Annotated in this window: 17 protein-coding genes, 1 tRNA gene and 1 riboswitch; of the genes, 10 read left to right on the top strand and 8 right to left on the bottom strand. The window is 47.8% G+C overall.

Annotation, left to right across the window (positions count from 1 at the left end; genetic code table 11):
* Nucleotides 1–13 precede the first annotated feature (13 nt).
* Genes HEN21_RS17640 through pduA form a run of 7 tightly spaced genes read right to left on the bottom strand, consistent with a single transcriptional unit; the run spans nucleotide 14 to nucleotide 6,171 of the window.
* Complete coding sequence (locus HEN21_RS17640; protein ID WP_175118905.1) at nucleotides 14–364, bottom strand: glycerol dehydratase reactivase beta/small subunit family protein; 351 nt, start codon at nucleotides 362–364, stop codon at nucleotides 14–16.
* On the bottom strand, nucleotides 354–2,186 hold the full coding sequence (locus HEN21_RS17635) for a diol dehydratase reactivase subunit alpha (RefSeq protein WP_176252494.1): 1,833 nt from the start codon (nucleotides 2,184–2,186) through the stop codon (nucleotides 354–356). The genes HEN21_RS17640 and HEN21_RS17635 overlap by 11 nt, the downstream gene beginning before the upstream one ends.
* 9 nt (nucleotides 2,187–2,195) lie before the next feature.
* Nucleotides 2,196–2,714 carry a propanediol dehydratase small subunit PduE gene (gene pduE, locus HEN21_RS17630; protein WP_001090589.1) on the bottom strand — a complete coding sequence of 173 codons (519 nt, stop codon included), beginning with the start codon at nucleotides 2,712–2,714 and terminating at the stop codon, nucleotides 2,196–2,198.
* Between the two features lie 14 nt (nucleotides 2,715–2,728).
* Entirely contained in the window at nucleotides 2,729–3,385 is a 657-nt protein-coding gene (locus HEN21_RS17625) for a propanediol/glycerol family dehydratase medium subunit (protein WP_000405042.1), read from the bottom strand.
* 9 nt (nucleotides 3,386–3,394) lie between these two features.
* Complete coding sequence (gene pduC / locus HEN21_RS17620; RefSeq protein WP_001256911.1) at nucleotides 3,395–5,059, bottom strand: propanediol dehydratase large subunit PduC; 1,665 nt, start codon at nucleotides 5,057–5,059, stop codon at nucleotides 3,395–3,397.
* Nucleotides 5,060–5,077: 18 nt separating this feature from the next.
* Nucleotides 5,078–5,890, bottom strand: coding sequence for a propanediol utilization microcompartment protein PduB (gene pduB / locus HEN21_RS17615; RefSeq protein WP_000097476.1), 813 nt, complete (start codon nucleotides 5,888–5,890; stop codon nucleotides 5,078–5,080).
* Nucleotides 5,887–6,171, bottom strand: coding sequence for a propanediol utilization microcompartment protein PduA (gene pduA / locus HEN21_RS17610; RefSeq protein WP_001183614.1), 285 nt, complete (start codon nucleotides 6,169–6,171; stop codon nucleotides 5,887–5,889). The genes pduB and pduA overlap by 4 nt, the downstream gene beginning before the upstream one ends.
* A 511-nt stretch (nucleotides 6,172–6,682) precedes the next feature.
* On the opposite strand from pduA, the gene pduF reads away from it, so the two are divergent.
* From pduF to ldtA, 7 genes are all read left to right on the top strand, one after another.
* Nucleotides 6,683–7,492 carry a propanediol diffusion facilitator PduF gene (gene pduF, locus HEN21_RS17605; protein WP_001000031.1) on the top strand — a complete coding sequence of 270 codons (810 nt, stop codon included), beginning with the start codon at nucleotides 6,683–6,685 and terminating at the stop codon, nucleotides 7,490–7,492.
* A gap of 202 nt (nucleotides 7,493–7,694) precedes the next feature.
* The gene (pocR, locus tag HEN21_RS17600) at nucleotides 7,695–8,609 is read left to right on the top strand and encodes a transcriptional regulator PocR (protein ID WP_000622041.1); all 915 of its coding nucleotides are present in this window, start codon (nucleotides 7,695–7,697) and stop codon (nucleotides 8,607–8,609) included.
* Between the two features lie 87 nt (nucleotides 8,610–8,696).
* A riboswitch (cobalamin riboswitch) is annotated at nucleotides 8,697–8,871 on the top strand.
* 218 nt (nucleotides 8,872–9,089) lie between these two features.
* A complete protein-coding gene (locus HEN21_RS17595) occupies nucleotides 9,090–9,524 on the top strand; it encodes a cobalamin biosynthesis protein (RefSeq protein WP_176252495.1) in 435 nt (144 codons plus the stop codon).
* Between the two features lie 134 nt (nucleotides 9,525–9,658).
* Nucleotides 9,659–10,204, top strand: coding sequence for a bifunctional adenosylcobinamide kinase/adenosylcobinamide-phosphate guanylyltransferase (gene cobU, locus HEN21_RS17590; RefSeq protein ID WP_176252496.1), 546 nt, complete (start codon nucleotides 9,659–9,661; stop codon nucleotides 10,202–10,204).
* Nucleotides 10,201–10,944, top strand: a complete 744-nt coding sequence (gene cobS, locus HEN21_RS17585; RefSeq protein WP_176252497.1) for an adenosylcobinamide-GDP ribazoletransferase — start codon at nucleotides 10,201–10,203, stop codon at nucleotides 10,942–10,944. Before cobU ends, cobS begins: the two co-directional genes overlap by 4 nt.
* Nucleotides 10,945–10,955: 11 nt before the next feature.
* Nucleotides 10,956–12,035: a nicotinate-nucleotide--dimethylbenzimidazole phosphoribosyltransferase gene (gene cobT, locus HEN21_RS17580; protein WP_176252498.1), complete on the top strand. Its 1,080-nt coding sequence runs from the start codon at nucleotides 10,956–10,958 to the stop codon at nucleotides 12,033–12,035.
* A gap of 61 nt (nucleotides 12,036–12,096) precedes the next feature.
* Complete coding sequence (ldtA, locus tag HEN21_RS17575) at nucleotides 12,097–13,032, top strand: L,D-transpeptidase (protein ID WP_176252499.1); 936 nt, start codon at nucleotides 12,097–12,099, stop codon at nucleotides 13,030–13,032.
* A 55-nt stretch (nucleotides 13,033–13,087) separates the two neighbouring features.
* Here ldtA and HEN21_RS17570 read toward each other — a convergent pair.
* Nucleotides 13,088–13,163 (bottom strand) — tRNA-Asn (locus tag HEN21_RS17570).
* Between the two features lie 326 nt (nucleotides 13,164–13,489).
* Between HEN21_RS17570 and nac the strand changes: the two genes are divergently transcribed.
* The 3 genes from nac to HEN21_RS17555 all read left to right on the top strand — a co-directional run bounded on the left by nac (nucleotide 13,490) and on the right by HEN21_RS17555 (nucleotide 17,373).
* Nucleotides 13,490–14,407: a nitrogen assimilation transcriptional regulator NAC gene (gene nac, locus HEN21_RS17565; protein ID WP_176252500.1), complete on the top strand. Its 918-nt coding sequence runs from the start codon at nucleotides 13,490–13,492 to the stop codon at nucleotides 14,405–14,407.
* Between the two features lie 100 nt (nucleotides 14,408–14,507).
* Nucleotides 14,508–15,458 carry an HTH-type transcriptional regulator Cbl gene (gene cbl / locus HEN21_RS17560; RefSeq protein ID WP_001011049.1) on the top strand — a complete coding sequence of 317 codons (951 nt, stop codon included), beginning with the start codon at nucleotides 14,508–14,510 and terminating at the stop codon, nucleotides 15,456–15,458.
* A gap of 676 nt (nucleotides 15,459–16,134) precedes the next feature.
* The gene (locus HEN21_RS17555; protein WP_176252501.1) at nucleotides 16,135–17,373 is read left to right on the top strand and encodes an AAA family ATPase; all 1,239 of its coding nucleotides are present in this window, start codon (nucleotides 16,135–16,137) and stop codon (nucleotides 17,371–17,373) included.
* Nucleotides 17,374–17,409: the final 36 nt, after the last annotated feature.

Here is a 17,409-nt window from a genome sequence, read left to right as displayed (position 1 = left end):
TTTCTCCTGTGGATTATGAGTGGTATTCCTTGAAGGGAATCCCTTTGACCAGCCGGGCTGCGTTATTGCCGGTGCTGCGCCGGGCATGGTTATCTTGTTGATGCATCAGCGTAAACAGTGGCGCTGATGCCGGTAAGTTTTTGTAATGCACAATCAGTTTTTCCCGGTCACAGGCTATGCCAACCAACAGGGGAGACTGACGAGCAGCCTGCCAGGCGCTATCGATGATTTCACCTGATGGAATGTGTTGAATGCGAAAGGGAATACCTTCCTCTTCAATGCCAAGAAGAACCTCATTCCATTTATTGATACAGTCACCGATTTCAGTGACGACAATGGTTGGTGCTCGCTCTTTACTTTCCATGAACCGACGCCTTGTGCCAGGAGATGAGTAGCCCGGTAGCCACCGCATTGCGCGGGCCTTCTCTACCACGGATATTCCCCCGCCCGGCGACCAGTCGATAATGTGCCAACGCATCGGTGACTAACTGCGGGACTTCGAAATCCAGTGAAGAGCCACCCACCAGTACGACGAACGGAATGTCGCGAATATTTCCACCAGGACTTACCTGACGTAGTGCGCGCAGGGCATTTGTTACGAAGACTCGCTCTTTTGCACTGCGACGAATGGTTCGCACTTTTTCCAGCGTTATATCACCGGGAATGGGCACCAGTTCGTCGGGTTTCACCACACAAACACGGGCAAATACCTGGGGGGATAGTGGGGTAGGGAAGAACTGAACGCTGCCGTCTTCATGGCGTAAGTGGAACAGGCTTTCTACTTTTGCCAGTGGGTGTTTTTTGATCTCTTCTGCCAGATAGCGATCATTTAAGCCCAGTTCCCTGGCAATAATCATCGTCACCATGTCGCCCGCTCCCGCAAGGTGAGTGGCAATCATTTCCCCTTTTTGATTGATGATGGAGGCATCGGTAGAACCTGCGCCTAAGTCCAGAATTGCCAGGGGACGTGTAGTTCCTGGGGTAGTTAACGCTCCCTGAATGGCTGCCTCTGCTTCTGCGCCTCCGACCTGAACATCAACATGCAGTTTTTGCTTAATTTCGCTGGCAATCATCGCCATTTGCAGACGGTCGGATTTCACCATAGAGGCGATGCCCACTGCCTGTTCCAGTGAAAATTCGCCTGCCAGACCACCGGTTACGCTGACGGGAACTGATGTATCTATCGCCAGCAAATCCTGAATAAAAATTTCGTTGCTGGGTTTATTGGTCAGCTCCGCCATGGTCTGGCGAACATTTTCCAGCATCCCGCCGATGTTGGTGCCCGGTTCGCCCGTCACATTTTCCAGTTTTGGGCATTCACCGACCGCTTTCATAATGGCATCGGCCCCGGCAGCAACATCAACCCGAGTCGTGCGCCCGGCAGAAAGTAATTCGATATTTCCGGCGGGTATCGAACGAGCTTTAACGTCGCCAGAAGGTGTTTTCACGACCACTGCTGAACGGTTGCCGATTAGCGCCCGTGCGACAGGAACGATATTTTTAGTCTCTTCGGCATTGAGGGCGAAAACGGTGGCTATCCCATATGGGTTAGACAGGGTTTCGATAACTTTCCCGGGAACGGCGACTTCAATAGCAGCTAACATGCCGAGCGGAATACGATCGATGTAGAGGACTTCATCAACAATGGGTAAAGGGTTTTCCAGTCGGTTACTGACCAGCACGCCATCGTCGCGTTGCAGAATAACGCCTGTCAGCTGATATCCGGCACGCACGGAGGCATTTATCATGGTTGCGATATCGGCAAAATCAAATGCCGATGACACGACCAGAATGTACGGTGTGTCCGCCGGGCGTGTTAACAACTCTTGCGGAGTGATAGTGAGTCCCACACCCAGCCCCACTCCGCCTGGAGTTTTCGGGTTATGACCGATCATGGTTGATTCAGTGATAATGGTTTCCGTAATGGTTTCCATCGCCACATCGCCAATGACCGGGGTTGCTTCGTTGATACGAATAAGCGAAATATCGCTGACATTGATGCCGACTTTTTTCGTTGCCTGTGCGAGCGCCTCCTGAATGCCATGTACGTTACGCAACGTACCTTTGATTCCGGTGGTTTCTGCCAGGGCGCTGCTCACGAACGACATTTCGCCAGACGCATTGAGCATTGCCAGCGCAACCTCTGTGGATGAGTTGCCGATATCAATGCCTGCTATATATCGCATAGTTCGTCCTTAATCGTTGCCTTTCAGTTTTTTACGCTCGACATAGAGTTCCGCAGCTTCACGGACAAATGCGGCACAGATTTTGGCCTGATAACGACGTTCAAGATCGTCGGCAATGGCAATGAGTTCTTGCTTAGTCGAACGATAAGGGCGTAACGCATTGTAGATTTCGAGGATGCGATCATCCGGCACTGAGGTAAGCTCGGCGGCGCGTTCAAAATTCATCGCCAGGCGATCGCGTCCAGCATCTCTGGCAATCGCGGCCTGAATACGCAACGTTTCCGGGGTTATGCGCATGTCCTGGGCGGTGACTTTATCGCTGAGTACATTTTCCAGAGTGAAATCGTCGAGCGTTTTATTAGTCGCCGTTTTGACCCATTCTGGATGTTTATTTGCCAGCGGGTAATCACTCACTTTGGCGTTCAGTGTTGATGAGTGGGATGGCGCAGAGACAGGAGCTGTATCCTGGAGACTGTTCATTCGGTTCAACACGTCCCTGACCATCGACTCAATTGCATCGGTATTCATGAAGGTTTCCTTTGTTAAAACGTCACGCGCAGTTCTTGCGGTTTTTTGCCAGTGACCACGTACTTAGTCTCTTTGATATGTAAGATGGCGGACTTGGCCTGGTATTTCGGTCGTGCCATTTGATCATTGAGGGTCGGAACAGGTTGTGGAGACTCGCGCTTCGCATAACGCGCGGCGTTTTTGCCAATCTGGCGATACGTTTCCAGCGTCAACAAAGGTGCTTGTGGGAAAAGCTCCAGGTTAGACAAAGGAGGAAGACCTTGCTGGTGGATAACCGTGGTGCCTTTCGACTGAATACCAATAGCAATGCCGGAACCGCTAAGACGATCGCCTTCAACCGCCACGAAGGCGACATCAGACGATTTAAAGCAGCGAATCACACGGGCTTTAATACCTTCTTCTTCGATACCGGCAATCACTTCGCGCAATATGTTTTTATGCGGAATGCCGATAATATTGACGGTCTGCGCCAGACCAAACGCCGGACCTACAGCGATAATGACTTCATCTTGCTGAGTGCCTTGTTGGGCTTCGCCAATTTCGGTCAGAAAACTTTCGTTATCCGGCGCGGAAGAGACCGGTGCGCGAAATGAAACGGACTTATCGCTGGTTTGCATTTCTGCCAGCACGTCTTCGATTATCTGACGTAGTAATTTTTCGTTAATTTCCATTTCTCACCCTTAGTCAATTTCGTTGGGATCAAGTGCACCGGGAATATTTTTGATCTCTTCCCAGCGTTCCCCTTGCAGGCGATAACCCGTAGCCGGTCCGGCGTAATCATTGACGTCATTGACCGCAGAGAGCACTTGTCCGTCATCGACGATAATGGCTGAGGTATGGAGATAGTCGCCGGTCAGTTTCGCTTTTTGCATGTTGAGCATGTCCTGGGCGACATCGGTGAAACCGCCTTGTGCCAGGGCTTTCACCACTTCCAGGCTGTTACGGTTTTTATTGATAATTTCCTGGGCGAACTTGATGTCTTCCACGATGTTGCGCTCTGGCATATCTTTCGAACCGTGGGCATAGGTTGCCGCTTCGACCTCTTCATCGGTGATAGGCGGTAATCCCATACCGGCAAAGACAGCCTGTAAAGCACGTGCGGCTTTATTGCGGATAGCGATAACATCTTCTTCGCGCACCGGTCGCAGGCCGCCATCAACCTTCAGGTCACGTTGAATTACGTTGTAATCATCGAAGTCTTCGGCATCTTCGTTTGAACCGGCAAACATGTTGTCGTAGTTCGGCACAGCGGAAAAACCGGAAGAGATAAAGTCGGTGCCCGGCAGAAACTGCATCAGAAAACGTGCGGTACGGCGCATATCTGAGTGAGTAAAGGTCTGGTCATTACTGGAGGCGCATTCCAGATCCAGCGATGAACAAATTAAGTTTTCCGCCAGTACTGCGCGGATGCCTGACGGCACTGCCGATGGAACGCCGATGCAGCTTACGGAACCATTCTGTAGACCCTGAACGCCAGCAGCTTTGGTGATGTAAATGCAACGAGCCTCGAGATAAAGCATTGATTTTCCTTCAGCGTAGCCCATCTGTACTTCAGAGCCGGAGCCGGAAGTAAAGCGCATTTTTAAGCCGCGAGAAGCATAAGATGACGCGAGAAATCCTTTTGACCACGGTGTATCGTCGCCGTCGGTGAAAACGGGTTCCGTGCCGTAGACAGAAATCGTTTCGGCGTAGCAGGTATGGCCTAACATACCGAGTTTCAGTTCGGTGGCTTCCTCCAGTGAACACTGGGTCAACACGCCCGGGCGTCCCACCTGTGAACCGACCAGCAGAGCGATGGCGTTGAACGGTGCATAGCGAGCAACGGCAACGGTGGTTTCCTGTTCGTCAAATCCGCGCCATGCGCCTTCAGCCGCATCGGCAGCAATTTGTACCGGATTATCTTTGATGTTGGTGACGTGAGCCTGTTGCGATGGTGTTCGACGAGCGCGCATTTTCTGCATCGCCATCATCATCTCTACCACGTTCATCTGTGAAACCACTTCGACGATTTTGGCGGGCGTCATCGCGGTGGTCAGGGGAACAATATCGCTACGTTTGACATTTGGATCGCACAACATATTGGCAAGTTTGACCGAATCCATCGCGATGACTTCTTCAGCGCGCGCGAGATTGATACCGTAGCGAGCGATAAAGTGGTCGATCAGGTCAAACTGGCTAGCGGGTTTTCCATCTAGTTCGGTCACGACGCCGTTAACAATTTTGATTGACGGTTTAGGATCGTTCGGGCTTTCCATAGCAATGAAGCCTTCTTCAATCCACTCTTTAACGAAACCGTCCTGGTTGACCGGGCGTTTTGCCAGTGCTTCAAATCTTTTCGATCTCATGAATCTGCCTCAGGGAATTCAGATGTAGGAAGGGCGATCGTTTTTCGGCGTATCGCCGAGAGTCGAAAGTACGGTTTTACCGATTTCGCGTGCGGAGATGACCGCCTGGCGGACTGCGCCGGAGTCACCCGAGATAATCAGAATGACTTCATTGCTGTAGCTGGTGCCATGAGCAGGGGAGCTGTATGCCACGACATCCACATTGGCGGACTTCAGCGCGGTGTCGGCCATCAGAACACCCACAGCAGCAGGAGCGCCGACAATAACGCCGCAAGCGCGACCCAGTGGTGCGCCAAACGCTTTTTCCAGTGCATAGCTGGCGCGGGCGGTGTATTGCAGTTCAAGATGCCCGGCTTCGTTGGCATAGACATCACCAAAGGTCCGGTCGAGTTCTTTCAGGGCAACTTCAATACCGCGTTTCACGTCGGAAACATCATTGCCACCTAAGAGGATTAATGAGCCGTGTCCGGCACCGCCTTTGGTATCGCGAGGAAGTTCAATGCTAATAACTTCGGTGTTGGTGGCTTTTACTGCTTCATCAGCGGCCATAATGTGTGGCCCTGCGCCAATACGCGCACCCAGAATGCCAATGGAACGATAGCGTTTTTCAAGTTTCATCGCGTCCAACAGGGCGCTATCAACGTTCGCAATGACCAGACCTACAGTGTCGCCAATAGCGGTGCCAACAAATTCTGTTAACGTGCAGCTTTTTTCTGCCATAGCCGTCTCTCGTGTTTGATGATTGGTTTCCGGGAGAACCTCATGCTCCGGTGTCGCTACGCGTGCGATGACCTGCGCCATGATCTGTTCGACCAGTTCATTGCTGCTCATGGGTTAATTCCCTTTGGTAAGATTTTTTCGACATCGGTATGTGGGCGGGGGATAACGTGTACGGCTTTCACTTCGCCGACATTACGCGCAGCGGCGGCACCTGCATCTGTTGCCGCTTTAACCGCCCCGACATCACCACGAACGATGACGGTCACCAGCCCGGAACCAATTTTTTCGTAGCCGACCAGCAATACATTTGCCGATTTCACCATGGCGTCTGCGGCCTCTATGGCGGCAGTTAATCCTTTGGTTTCTACCATTCCTAACGCTTCTTGTTGCATAAAGACCTCGCCTGGATTTTTTGACGATATGACTATAAAAAAAAGCGAGGAAAAAGAATGGCTGACTTAATCGCTAATGAGAAAAATTAATAGAGGGCAAATGTTATAAAATTGCTTTCAGAGAATATATGTTATTCATTTATTGGTTGTTTTTTGCGTGGTTTGATGTGAATTAATTGCATTGAGACGGCGCTTTTAATTTGAAATAATATTTCGTCGAGTTTGGTTTGCTAAAATTAACTGTGATATTTGTTTAAATTTTATTATGCAGGTATGGCAATTTTTTATTGTGTCAGTTTGGCGATATTCATAACTACAATAGTGATGATTGCTGTGGTGAATGCTATGGCGATGACAATAATTTGCTATAGCAACGCGATTTTTCCACGAATCTGGTATGCATGTTGGCAATATTTTTTTCAGCACAATTTTTATAGTTGCGTTCGATATACACAACAATCAGCGCATTGTTGGCTGATAAAGAAAAAGACTCTGTGAAAAAGGTGTCGCTATGAATGATTCACTCAAGGCGCAATGCGTTGCCGAGTTTTTGGGCACCGGACTGTTCCTCTTTTTTGGCATTGGTTGTTTGTGCGCCCTAAAACTTGCCGGTGCAAGTCTGGGACTGTGGGAAATTTGTATTATTTGGGGGTTAGGTATTTCACTTGCTGTTTACCTTACGGCAGGCATTTCCGGCGCTCATCTTAACCCGGCGGTTACTATTGCTCTGTGGTTGTTTGCCGCTTTTCCTGGTCGTAAAGTGCTGCCATTTTGTGTGGCACAATTAGCGGGAGCCTTTGGTGGTGCGGTTCTGGCATATTTTTTATACAGCAATTTGTTTGCCGATTTTGAATCTGCTCACAATATGGTTCGTGGTAGTGCAGAAAGTTTACAACTCGCCAGTATCTTCAGTACTTACCCGGCAGCGGCGATAAATGTATGGCAGGCTGCATTGGTTGAAGTGGTCATAACGTCCATGTTAATGGGGTTGATTATGGCGTTGACCGATGACGGTAATGGCGTACCCAAAGGACCGCTTGCGCCTTTACTTATTGGTATTCTGGTCGCTGTTATTGGTGCTTCTACCGGACCATTAACCGGTTTTGCCATGAATCCAGCGCGTGATTTTGGGCCAAAAATTTTCACCTGGCTTGCTGGTTGGGGGGAAATTGCAATGACTGGCGGGCGCAATATTCCTTATTTTATTGTACCCATTATTGCACCGGTCATTGGAGCCTGTGTGGGTGCTGCGATTTATCGCTTTCTTATTGCACAAAATTTACCTGTCAATAGTGTTACGCCTAAAGATATCAGCGAATAGTGAAATAACCTGGCGGTTATAAACGTTTATTTTTTTAGTGTTTGTGATCTGCTTTCCGAACTTATTAAAAAGTCTCCCGCTTCATGGAGGCTTTTGTTATTGTCCGTTGTGCTTCTCGTCAGTAAATCATTAAGGATGATGTGAAGATTAAATGTAAAACAATTGTTTTGCTATAACAATAAATTAACTGGGAGGTTTTATCATGATTTCTGCGGCGACACTTAATTCAGAACTCATTAATAAAATCGCACAGGATTTTGCGCAGGCGACTAGTCTTGCGGTTGTCGTGGTCAATATCCACGGTGATGAAATCTCCGAGCTGTTTAACTTCACCCCATTTTGTCAGATGATGCGCCAACACCCTCAGCTTAGCACTCGCTGTCGCATGAGCGATCGTTGTGGTGGTCTGGAAGCTTCTAAATCCGATCAGCCTTGTATTTACCGCTGTCATGCAGGGTTAACCGATTTCTCTATTCCCCTGGTGATTGCCGGGCATTTAGTCGGCTTTGTGTTGTGTGGACAAGTTCGCCTGCGTAATGATGATGTTGACTTGATCGATATTCTGAATGTCGATGATTGTTGGCAAGCCGACCCAGAATTACTTAATGAGTTTCGCAAAGTTCCTGAAATGGATTACTCGCGGGTTATGGCCTCTGCTGATTTGTTGAAGTTGATTGTGGAAAATTGCCTCAAAAAGCAACTCAATTTTGTCGTTATTAAAGAGAATAAACCTCATTCGGGGTCAGTTCGTCAGACCCGTGCGCCTAATCCCCATGATAATAAAATGAAAAAAGCATTGCGCTATATCGATGCGCATTTGTCAGACGATTTGCGTCTGGAGGATGTTGCCTCACATGTTTATCTAAGCCCTTATTATTTCAGTAAGTTGTTTAAGAAATATCATGGGATTGGTTTTAATGCGTGGGTAAACCAACAACGAATGGCCAGCGCCCGTGAGCTGCTGTGCCATAGTGACTGGAGTATCGCCAGTATCGCTCGTAATTTAGGCTTCTCACAAACCAGCTATTTCTGCAAAGTTTTTCGCCAGACGTATCAGGTGACTCCGCAGGTATATCGTCAGCAAATTAGTGAAAATGTAGCAGCGGAAACAGCATAAATTTAATGTGGAAAATGAGGGATGATTAAATAGACTCTGGCAATATTAATTAACGTTATTTACGTGTTATGGGATAAGTAGATCAGCTCATAACATACGCTGACAGGTTCGGCACATTTGTGCCTGGGAAGAGGGTGAAAATCTCTCGCAGCCCCCGCTGCTGTAATGCTGACAACCCCGAAAATACCACTGATCGCGAGATTGGGAAGGCCGGGGAAGGATGATGCGAAGCCAGAAGACCAGCCTGTCAGTCAATACCAACAACTTCGGTGGGAAGTGGGTTGTCCGGAAGCGCCCGGTTGAGTACTGGCGCGTCTTTATACCCCTACCACCCTGAGAGGATCAGGGTATGGCGGCATCATTTAGTTCATTCATTGTAGTGCCGACAGGCACCTGGGCTGCTCTCAATGCGCGGCAATCGTTTTTCATGGTATATCAGCCTGACCGTCATTACAGGAAACGAAGCGGAGGACGGGGGATATGAAAACGATAAAACCCGAATCGATAGCCCTTTTTTGCCTCTCCTCTGGCGATATTAATCTGGCGAAATATCTGGCTGAAATGTTGCCAATGACCTGTTTTGTTGGTGAGGACTGGCAGCAAGGTTTCTTGCCTTTTAAAGGTGGAGCAGTTCAATCGTTATCAGACGCGTATACCGATTATTCAGTGCTGTTATTGATTGCTGAAAACGGGGCATCCATACCAGAAAGCTTCTCTCATCCTGATGGCGCGACGGTAATTTTAATCACACAGCATAATGCCCGTTTGCTGGCTGGTCCGGCTGGTGGGGCAGTAGCATTAATCCATTATCTGAATGAAATGTGTCAACACAGAGAAAATGTTGCCAATAAGGCATTCTATCAGACGTTTACACAGGGAAAGCGGACTATTTCACAACACCGCCTTCATTCGTAATGGATTGAGAACGCTGGATTTTTATTTTCATTACGCGCAGTATTAATTGCGGAAATGTTATTACGATCAGCAACGATGGCGCATCCATAGTTCTGGTCAATAAATACCATCATACAATTGAACCAGGAGTCCGTATGATGATTTTGGTGACGGGTGGTGCACGGAGCGGGAAGAGTCGGCACGCCGAGAGGCTTATTGGGGATACTCCACAGGTTCTGTATATCGCCACTTCGCAAATCCTTGATGATGAGATGGCAGCACGGATTGAGCATCATCGGCAGGGGCGTCCGGCGCACTGGCGCACGGTGGAACGCTGGCAACAGCTTGATGAGTTAATTAATGCCGACATTAATCCGCAGAATGCTGTATTGCTGGAATGCATTACGACAATGGTGACTAATCTGTTGTTTGATTATAGTGGCGATAAAGCCCCTGAAGAATGGGATTATGTGGCGATGGAGCAAGCGATAAATGGCGAGATTCAGTCGTTGATTGCGGCCTGTCAACGTTGCCCTGCAAAGGTCGTATTAGTGACCAATGAAGTGGGAATGGGTATTGTGCCGGAGAATCATCTGGCGCGACATTTTCGTGATATTGCCGGGCGAGTGAATCAGCAACTGGCCGCTGCGGCAGATGAAGTGTGGCTGGTGGTTTCGGGTATTGGAGTAAAAATCAAATGAGTAAATTATTTTGGGCGATGCTCTCTTTCATTACGCGTCTGCCTGTACCGCGTCGTTGGTCCCAGGGACTGGATTTCGAACATTATTCTCGCGGTATCATTACTTTTCCCTTAATTGGTTTATTGCTTGGCGCGATTAGCGGGCTGGTATTCATGGTGTTGCAGGCATGGTGTGGCGTACCGCTGGCGGCACTGTTTAGCGTGCTGGTTCTGGCGCTGATGACCGGAGGATTCCATCTGGACGGTCTTGCAGATACCTGTGATGGCGTATTTTCTGCACGTAGCCGAGATCGTATGTTGGAAATCATGCGTGATAGCCGTTTAGGCACCCACGGCGGTCTGGCATTGATTTTTATTGTGCTGGGAAAGATTTTGATTTTGAGCGAGCTGGCTCTGCGTGGTGAGCCGATTCTGGCATCGCTTGCAGCAGCATGTGCTGTCAGCCGTGGGACTGCCGCATTATTGATGTATCGTCATCGTTATGCCCGGGAAGAAGGGCTTGGCAATGTGTTCATTGGCAAAATTGATGGGCGACAAACCTGTGTAACCCTCGGTTTAGCCGTGATTTTTGCTGCTGTATTACTGCCAGGTATGCATGGTGTGGCTGCTATGGTGGTGACGATGGTGGCAATTTTCGTCCTCGGTCAGCTTCTCAAACGTACTCTGGGCGGGCAAACCGGCGATACGCTGGGAGCTGCCATAGAGCTTGGTGAGCTGGTATTTCTGCTGGCGCTGCTATAAAGAGAAGCAACATGCAAACACTTGCCGATTTACTGAATACGATCCCGGCCATCGATCATGCTGCTATGTCACGCGTACAACGGCATATTGACGGGTTACTCAAACCCGTCGGTAGTCTGGGAAGGCTGGAGGCGCTTGCCGTACAACTGGCAGGAATGCCGGGGTTGAATGGTGTTCCTCATGTGGGTAAAAAAGCGGTAGTTGTTATGTGCGCCGATCACGGCGTCTGGGATGAAGGTGTCACTATTTCCCCGAAAGCGGTGACAGCCATTCAGGCCGAAAATATGCTACGCGGAACAACCGGCGTGTGTGTTCTGGCAGCACAGGCGGGGGCTAAAGTTCATGTAATTGATGTAGGGATAGATACTGCGGAGCCAATACCCGGACTTATCAATATGCGTGTCGCTCGAGGTAGCGGCAATATTGCTTCAGGTTCTGCAATGAGCCGCTGTCAGGCTGAAGAGTTGCTTCTGGAAGTCATTCGTTATACGCGTGAACTGGCGAAAAATGGCGTCACGCTGTTTGGCGTGGGTGAGCTGGGAATGGCAAACACGACGCCGGCTGCGGCGATAGTCAGCACAATTGCGGGACGCGATCCCGAAGAGGTGGTTGGTATTGGCGCAAACCTGCCGACAGATAAACTGGCAAACAAAGTTGATGTTGTTCGTCGGGCAATTATGTTGAATCAACCGAATCCGCTGGATGGTGTTGATGTACTGGCAAAAGTCGGTGGATTTGATCTGGTCGGAATGGCTGGCGTGATCTCAGGAGCCGCTTCCTGTGGTTTACCCGTGTTGCTGGATGGCTTTCTTTCTTATGCCGCCGCGCTTGCTGCGTGTCAGATGTCACCTGCAATCAAACCGTATCTTATTCCTTCCCATTTGTCGGCAGAAAAAGGGGCGCGTATTGCGCTGGCACATTTGGAGTTGGAGCCTTATCTCAATATGGAAATGCGTTTAGGTGAGGGGAGTGGCGCAGCTCTGGCGATGCCCATCATCGAAGCTGCTTGCACGATATACAACAACATGGGCGAACTTGCTGCCAGTAATATTATTCTACCGGGGAATACAACTTCAGAATTGAACAGTTAAAAACGAAAAGTCTGATAAAAGCTATACTTATCGGATGGCTTTCGCGACTTAGGAAAGGGATATGATGCGTCGTGTAAATATTCTTTGTTCATTTGCTCTGCTTTTTGCCAGCCATAATAGCCTGGCGGTAACTTATCCATTACCCCCAGAGGGGAGTCGTTTAGTGGGGCAGCCACTTACAGTAACGGTTCCCGATCACAATTCCCAGCCGCTGGAAACTTTTGCCGCGCAGTACGGACAAGGGCTGAGCAATATGCTGGAAGCGAATCCGGGGGCTGATGTTTTCTTGCCGAAGTCTGGTTCGCAGCTCACCATTCCGCAGCAACTGATTTTGCCCGCCACTGTGCGAAAAGGGATTGTGGTTAACGTCGCCGAGATGCGTCTGTATTACTACCCACCAGACAGTAATACTGTGGAAGTGTTTCCTATTGGTATTGGTCAGGCTGGACGAGAAACCCCGCGTAATTGGGTGACAGCCGTTGAGCGTAAACAAGAAGCACCAACCTGGACGCCAACCCCTAACACTCGTCGTGAATATGCAAAGCGTGGGGAGAGCCTGCCTGCATTTGTCCCAGCCGGACCCGATAATCCTATGGGGCTGTACGCTATTTATATCGGCAGGTTATATGCCATTCACGGTACTAATGCCAATTTTGGGATTGGCCTACGGGTAAGCCAGGGCTGTATTCGTCTGCGCAATGACGATATCAAATATCTGTTTGATAATGTTCCGGTAGGGACGCGCGTGCAAATTATTGATCAGCCAGTGAAATACACAACGGAGCCGGATGGTTCAAAGTGGCTGGAAGTTCATGAGCCGCTGTCGCGCAATCGTGCAGAATATGAGTCCGACCGAAAAGTGCCATTGCCGGTGACGCCTTCCTTGCGGGCGTTTATCAACGGACAAGAGGTCGATGTGAATCGCGCGAATGCTGCGTTGCAACGTCGATCGGGAATGCCAGTGCAAATTAGCTCTGCTTCAAAGCAGATGTTTTAAAATAGCTGTTGTATAAAAAGCAAAAAGCCTGCTCGAAAGCAGGCTTTTTTGAATTTGGCTCCTCTGACTGGACTCGAACCAGTGACATACGGATTAACAGTCCGCCGTTCTACCGACTGAACTACAGAGGAATCGTGAGAACGGGGCGCATATTAATGGCAGTATATGGCGATGTCAAAGGGGGAAATGCATTTTTTTGTTCGTTTGCTGCCAATTTCAACAAAACGATGAACTTTCAATCTTTTTAATCATGTTCCATCGTGGTGCATGACATCCTTTCATGGGGCAGGAAATGCTTCTCCTGGCTTAAAGAGCCAATGACGAAACAATCATAATCTCTTATTTGACGGGCGATTAGCTTTCGTATCAACGCCAAAACGAAACTGGCAAGTATCTTGCAATCTGGTTGTTAGTAATGTCGGCACTCGGGCTGACGCTTAAAAAAACCGGAGGCACCATGAACTTTAGACGCCTGAAATACTTCGTCAAAATTGTAGATATTGGTAGCCTGACTCAGGCTGCTGAAGTATTGCATATAGCACAGCCTGCGCTCAGTCAGCAGGTTGCCACGCTGGAAGGTGAGCTAAATCAGCAACTTTTGATTCGCACAAAACGTGGCGTTACGCCGACAGACGCCGGCAAAATTCTCTATACCCATGCGCGGGCAATTTTATGTCAGTGTGAACAGGCCCAACTGGCGGTGCATAATGTAGGTCAGACATTGTCAGGTCAAGTCTCGATTGGCTTTGCACCTGGAACCGCCGCGTCATCTATCACCATGCCTTTATTACAGGCGGTACGCGCTGAATTTCCAGAGGTCGTTATCTATCTCCATGAAAATAGCGGTGCTGTGCTTAACGAAAAACTTATAAACAACCAGCTTGATATGGCGGTGATTTATGAGCATTCCCCTGTGTCTGGCGTATCCAGTCAGGCTTTGTTAAAAGAAGATCTGTTTCTTGTCGGAACTCAGGATTGCCCAGGGCAAAGCGTTGATGTTAATGCGATAGCGCAAATGAACCTCTTCCTTCCCAGCGATTACAGTGTAGTAAGACTTCGTGTTGATGAAGCTTTTTCCCTACGCCGGCTTACAGCGAAAGTCATCGGTGAAATTGAGTCTATCGCCACGCTTACCGCTGCGATTGCCAGCGGTATGGGCGTTGCAGTATTACCTGAATCGGCCGCACGTTCGTTATGTGCCGCTGTTAACGGTTGGATGTCACGTATTACCACACCTTCAATGAGTCTCTCGTTGTCATTAAACTTACCCGCCAGATCAGGTTTATCGCCACAGGCGCAGGCAGTGAAAGACCTGTTATTGTCAGTGATTAGTTCTCCAGCCATGGAAAAAAGACAATGGCAATTGGTGAGCTAAACGTTATACCTGGATGGAATAAGATGCGGGTTTTTATTATTTGTTATGCCGGGCATTAGACTCTAACAATAATGGATGTCTGATATGCCCGGAGTTTACCGTGAATTTCCAACAACTAAAGATCGTCCGCGAAGCTGCCCGTCAGGATTACAATCTGACAGAGGTCGCGAATATGCTCTTTACCTCACAGTCAGGCGTCAGCCGTCATATTCGAGAGCTGGAGGATGAACTTGGTATCGAAATATTCGTTCGTCGTGGCAAGCGGCTGCTTGGTATGACTGAACCGGGCAAAGCATTACTGGTCATTGCAGAACGTATTCTGAATGAAGCCAGTAATGTTCGTCGGCTTGCAGACCTGTTTACCAACGACACATCTGGCGTACTCACTATTGCAACGACGCACACTCAGGCTCGTTACAGCTTGCCTGGGGTCATTAAAGCCTTCCGTGAACTTTTCCCCGAAGTGCGACTCGAGCTTATCCAGGGGACGCCGCAGGAAATTGCGACTCTGCTACAAAACGGCGGAGCTGATATTGGCATAGCCAGTGAGCGTTTGAGCAATGATCCCCAACTCGTCGCTTTCCCCTGGTTTCGTTGGCATCATAGTTTGCTCGTTCCTGTCGATCATCCTTTAACACAAATTACGCCATTGACGCTGGAATCAATAGCGAAGTGGCCGTTGATCACTTACCGGCAGGGAATTACAGGCCGCTCGCGTATTGATGATGCATTTGTCCGCAAAGGTTTACTGGCAGATATTGTATTGAGTGCTCAGGATTCTGATGTCATCAAAACCTATGTCGCCCTCGGTTTGGGGATAGGATTAGTTGCCGAACAATCCAGCGGTGAGCAAGAGGAAGAGAATTTAATTCGTCTGGATACTCGCCATCTTTTCGATGCCAGTACCGTCTGGTTGGGTCTGAAACGAGGACAACTGCAGCGTAACTACGTCTGGCGTTTTCTGGAACTGTGCAATGCTGGATTGTCGGTTGAGGATATTAAGCGGCAGGTGATGGAAAATAGTGAAGAGGAAATTGATTATCAGATATAGCAAAAAGCCCGCTATCAAAGCGGGCTTTTCAAAATTTGGCTCCTCTGACTGGATGCGGGATTTGTTGTAATATATTGAATTTTAATGGTTTTTGTGAAATAAATGAAAATAGGGCCCTCAGAAAGGCCCCTAGGATAATTTTGCTTAAAAAGATGAGGTAAGTCACATTTTCAGGGACTCTTACCCGGCAGTTTTGTAACCAATGTGAGGTCAGTTATTCCTGACGTATAGCGGGAATGTACCAGACATACGGAAACAGAAATTTGTACCAGCTTTGATATGGCTGGCTGCACCTGATCCTGACGCTGCAAAAGTCCATGATTGCGCCAGATTCTGATGGGATTACATCATTCTGCACTAGCATCTGCCCTTTGGGTTGTAGCCCTTTCAGGTCAGGTGCTGTTACCCTTAGCAGGTCTTTACCCTTTTCCTTTTGACCGTCGGCTATGTGCCAGGAACGGACTTTGATAACTCAAGCCTTTTTAATCACCATAATGCGGGTTCGGATCAACCTTATTGGGCAACAAAGTTCAGCACAATATCCAGCACTCGTTGTCATTTTGACTCACATCTGGAGGATGTTTTAGAGTAAAATGCTTTGACTGTTCTTCCAACATAATACGTATATTTTATTTTTTCTAAAATAGCTTTTGTTACACTATTTAAAGAATAAACAATGCTAATAGAACGATTGCATGTTAAAAATATTAAACATTTTCCGGAGATTAACGTTAAATTTAATGATCGATTTAACTTTATCACTGATCCCAATGGTTGTGGTAAAACCTCTATTCTTGCATCTATTGCACATTGTTTGCACTGGAATGGTGAATATTCCAGACACGAGGATGACAGTGAGTACTGGATAGACGTAAGCGAAAATGGTGCAGGATTTAGATTCGGATTGGGACCCGGTTTTTTACGAGCGAAAAGATACAGACGTGACGAGATACATAGGTATATCACACCTCCATCTGAAGAAGGGCGGCAGTCATTTCATATTAATGATGTTGGAAATATATATAAGTTACCTCCATTAGTTATTGGTGCGCAAAGAAAAATTAGCTATAAAAGCATAAATGGTGTTTCTAAAGAAAAAGACAGTAAAGCCAGCATAAATGACTATTGTTCTAACGCACTAAATTTCCTCTACAATAATTCTTATCGAGATGTAAAACAGTGGCTTATCAATCGATACTTTGTAATAGATAAGTCTTGGGCAAAAGAAGAAAAAGCAAACTGGGAACATTTGATTAAATCGTTACCAATGGTTGGACCATTTAACAGTTCATTCCAGTATATTGAAACAGGACGTGATCTCGAACCTATATTTTCAATTTATGGCAAAGAATGCTTCCTTGAGGAACTTTCATCAGGGTTTCAGGCCATTTTATATATTATTATTGCAATATTTGAATGGATAGAGGCTTGCTTACCAGTAGGTGAAAGAGATGTAACAACAGCGTGTGGAACTGTGCTAATAGATGAGTTGGACAACCACCTTCACCCGGAATGGCAGTTGACTGTAAGGCAAGGCATTGCGGCAATATTTCCTAATATACAATTCATTGTGACAACTCACTCTCCCCATCTCCTGGCCTCGGCGAAAGAAAATGAAATAATCATGCTTCCACCATCATATCCTGATGAAATATATGAATTTCAACCTTTGGACAAAGCATATTCAGGTTGGAGTACCGATTTAATTTTGACTGAGCTAATGGGCGTGAGAAGTCTTGACAATAAAGATTATGAAATACTGGTGAAATCCTGCTATGAAAACATCAAGGAGAATAACCTTGATGCTCTCAAAGAAAACTACGCCCGTCTTGAATCTATCAGTCATCCGGGTGATGCGGTGTTAATCATACTCAAGACCCGCATAGCAGGCATGGAAGCAAAAGCAAATGATTAAATTGATTAAACCACCTGAACCACAGGTTTTATGTGA

Origin of the sequence: Escherichia sp. 93.1518, from assembly GCF_013368915.2 — a bacterium.
GTDB classification, from domain to species: domain Bacteria; phylum Pseudomonadota; class Gammaproteobacteria; order Enterobacterales; family Enterobacteriaceae; genus Escherichia; species Escherichia ruysiae.
This window is presented reverse-complemented; position numbering and strand designations above follow the sequence as displayed.

What these genes read in the sequence shown, in the direction of transcription:
- HEN21_RS17640 (WP_175118905.1), bottom strand. Translation starts at nt 364, where the DNA reads ATGGAAAGTAAAGAGCGAGCACCAACCATTGTCGTCACTGAAATCGGT.
- HEN21_RS17635 (WP_176252494.1), bottom strand. Translation starts at nt 2,186, where the DNA reads ATGCGATATATAGCAGGCATTGATATCGGCAACTCATCCACAGAGGTT.
- pduE (WP_001090589.1), bottom strand. Translation starts at nt 2,714, where the DNA reads ATGAATACCGATGCAATTGAGTCGATGGTCAGGGACGTGTTGAACCGA.
- HEN21_RS17625 (WP_000405042.1), bottom strand. Translation starts at nt 3,385, where the DNA reads ATGGAAATTAACGAAAAATTACTACGTCAGATAATCGAAGACGTGCTG.
- pduC (WP_001256911.1), bottom strand. Translation starts at nt 5,059, where the DNA reads ATGAGATCGAAAAGATTTGAAGCACTGGCAAAACGCCCGGTCAACCAG.
- pduB (WP_000097476.1), bottom strand. Translation starts at nt 5,890, where the DNA reads ATGAGCAGCAATGAACTGGTCGAACAGATCATGGCGCAGGTCATCGCA.
- pduA (WP_001183614.1), bottom strand. Translation starts at nt 6,171, where the DNA reads ATGCAACAAGAAGCGTTAGGAATGGTAGAAACCAAAGGATTAACTGCC.
- pduF (WP_001000031.1), top strand. Translation starts at nt 6,683, where the DNA reads ATGAATGATTCACTCAAGGCGCAATGCGTTGCCGAGTTTTTGGGCACC.
- pocR (WP_000622041.1), top strand. Translation starts at nt 7,695, where the DNA reads ATGATTTCTGCGGCGACACTTAATTCAGAACTCATTAATAAAATCGCA.
- HEN21_RS17595 (WP_176252495.1), top strand. Translation starts at nt 9,090, where the DNA reads ATGAAAACGATAAAACCCGAATCGATAGCCCTTTTTTGCCTCTCCTCT.
- cobU (WP_176252496.1), top strand. Translation starts at nt 9,659, where the DNA reads ATGATGATTTTGGTGACGGGTGGTGCACGGAGCGGGAAGAGTCGGCAC.
- cobS (WP_176252497.1), top strand. Translation starts at nt 10,201, where the DNA reads ATGAGTAAATTATTTTGGGCGATGCTCTCTTTCATTACGCGTCTGCCT.
- cobT (WP_176252498.1), top strand. Translation starts at nt 10,956, where the DNA reads ATGCAAACACTTGCCGATTTACTGAATACGATCCCGGCCATCGATCAT.
- ldtA (WP_176252499.1), top strand. Translation starts at nt 12,097, where the DNA reads ATGATGCGTCGTGTAAATATTCTTTGTTCATTTGCTCTGCTTTTTGCC.
- nac (WP_176252500.1), top strand. Translation starts at nt 13,490, where the DNA reads ATGAACTTTAGACGCCTGAAATACTTCGTCAAAATTGTAGATATTGGT.
- HEN21_RS17555 (WP_176252501.1), top strand. Translation starts at nt 16,135, where the DNA reads ATGCTAATAGAACGATTGCATGTTAAAAATATTAAACATTTTCCGGAG.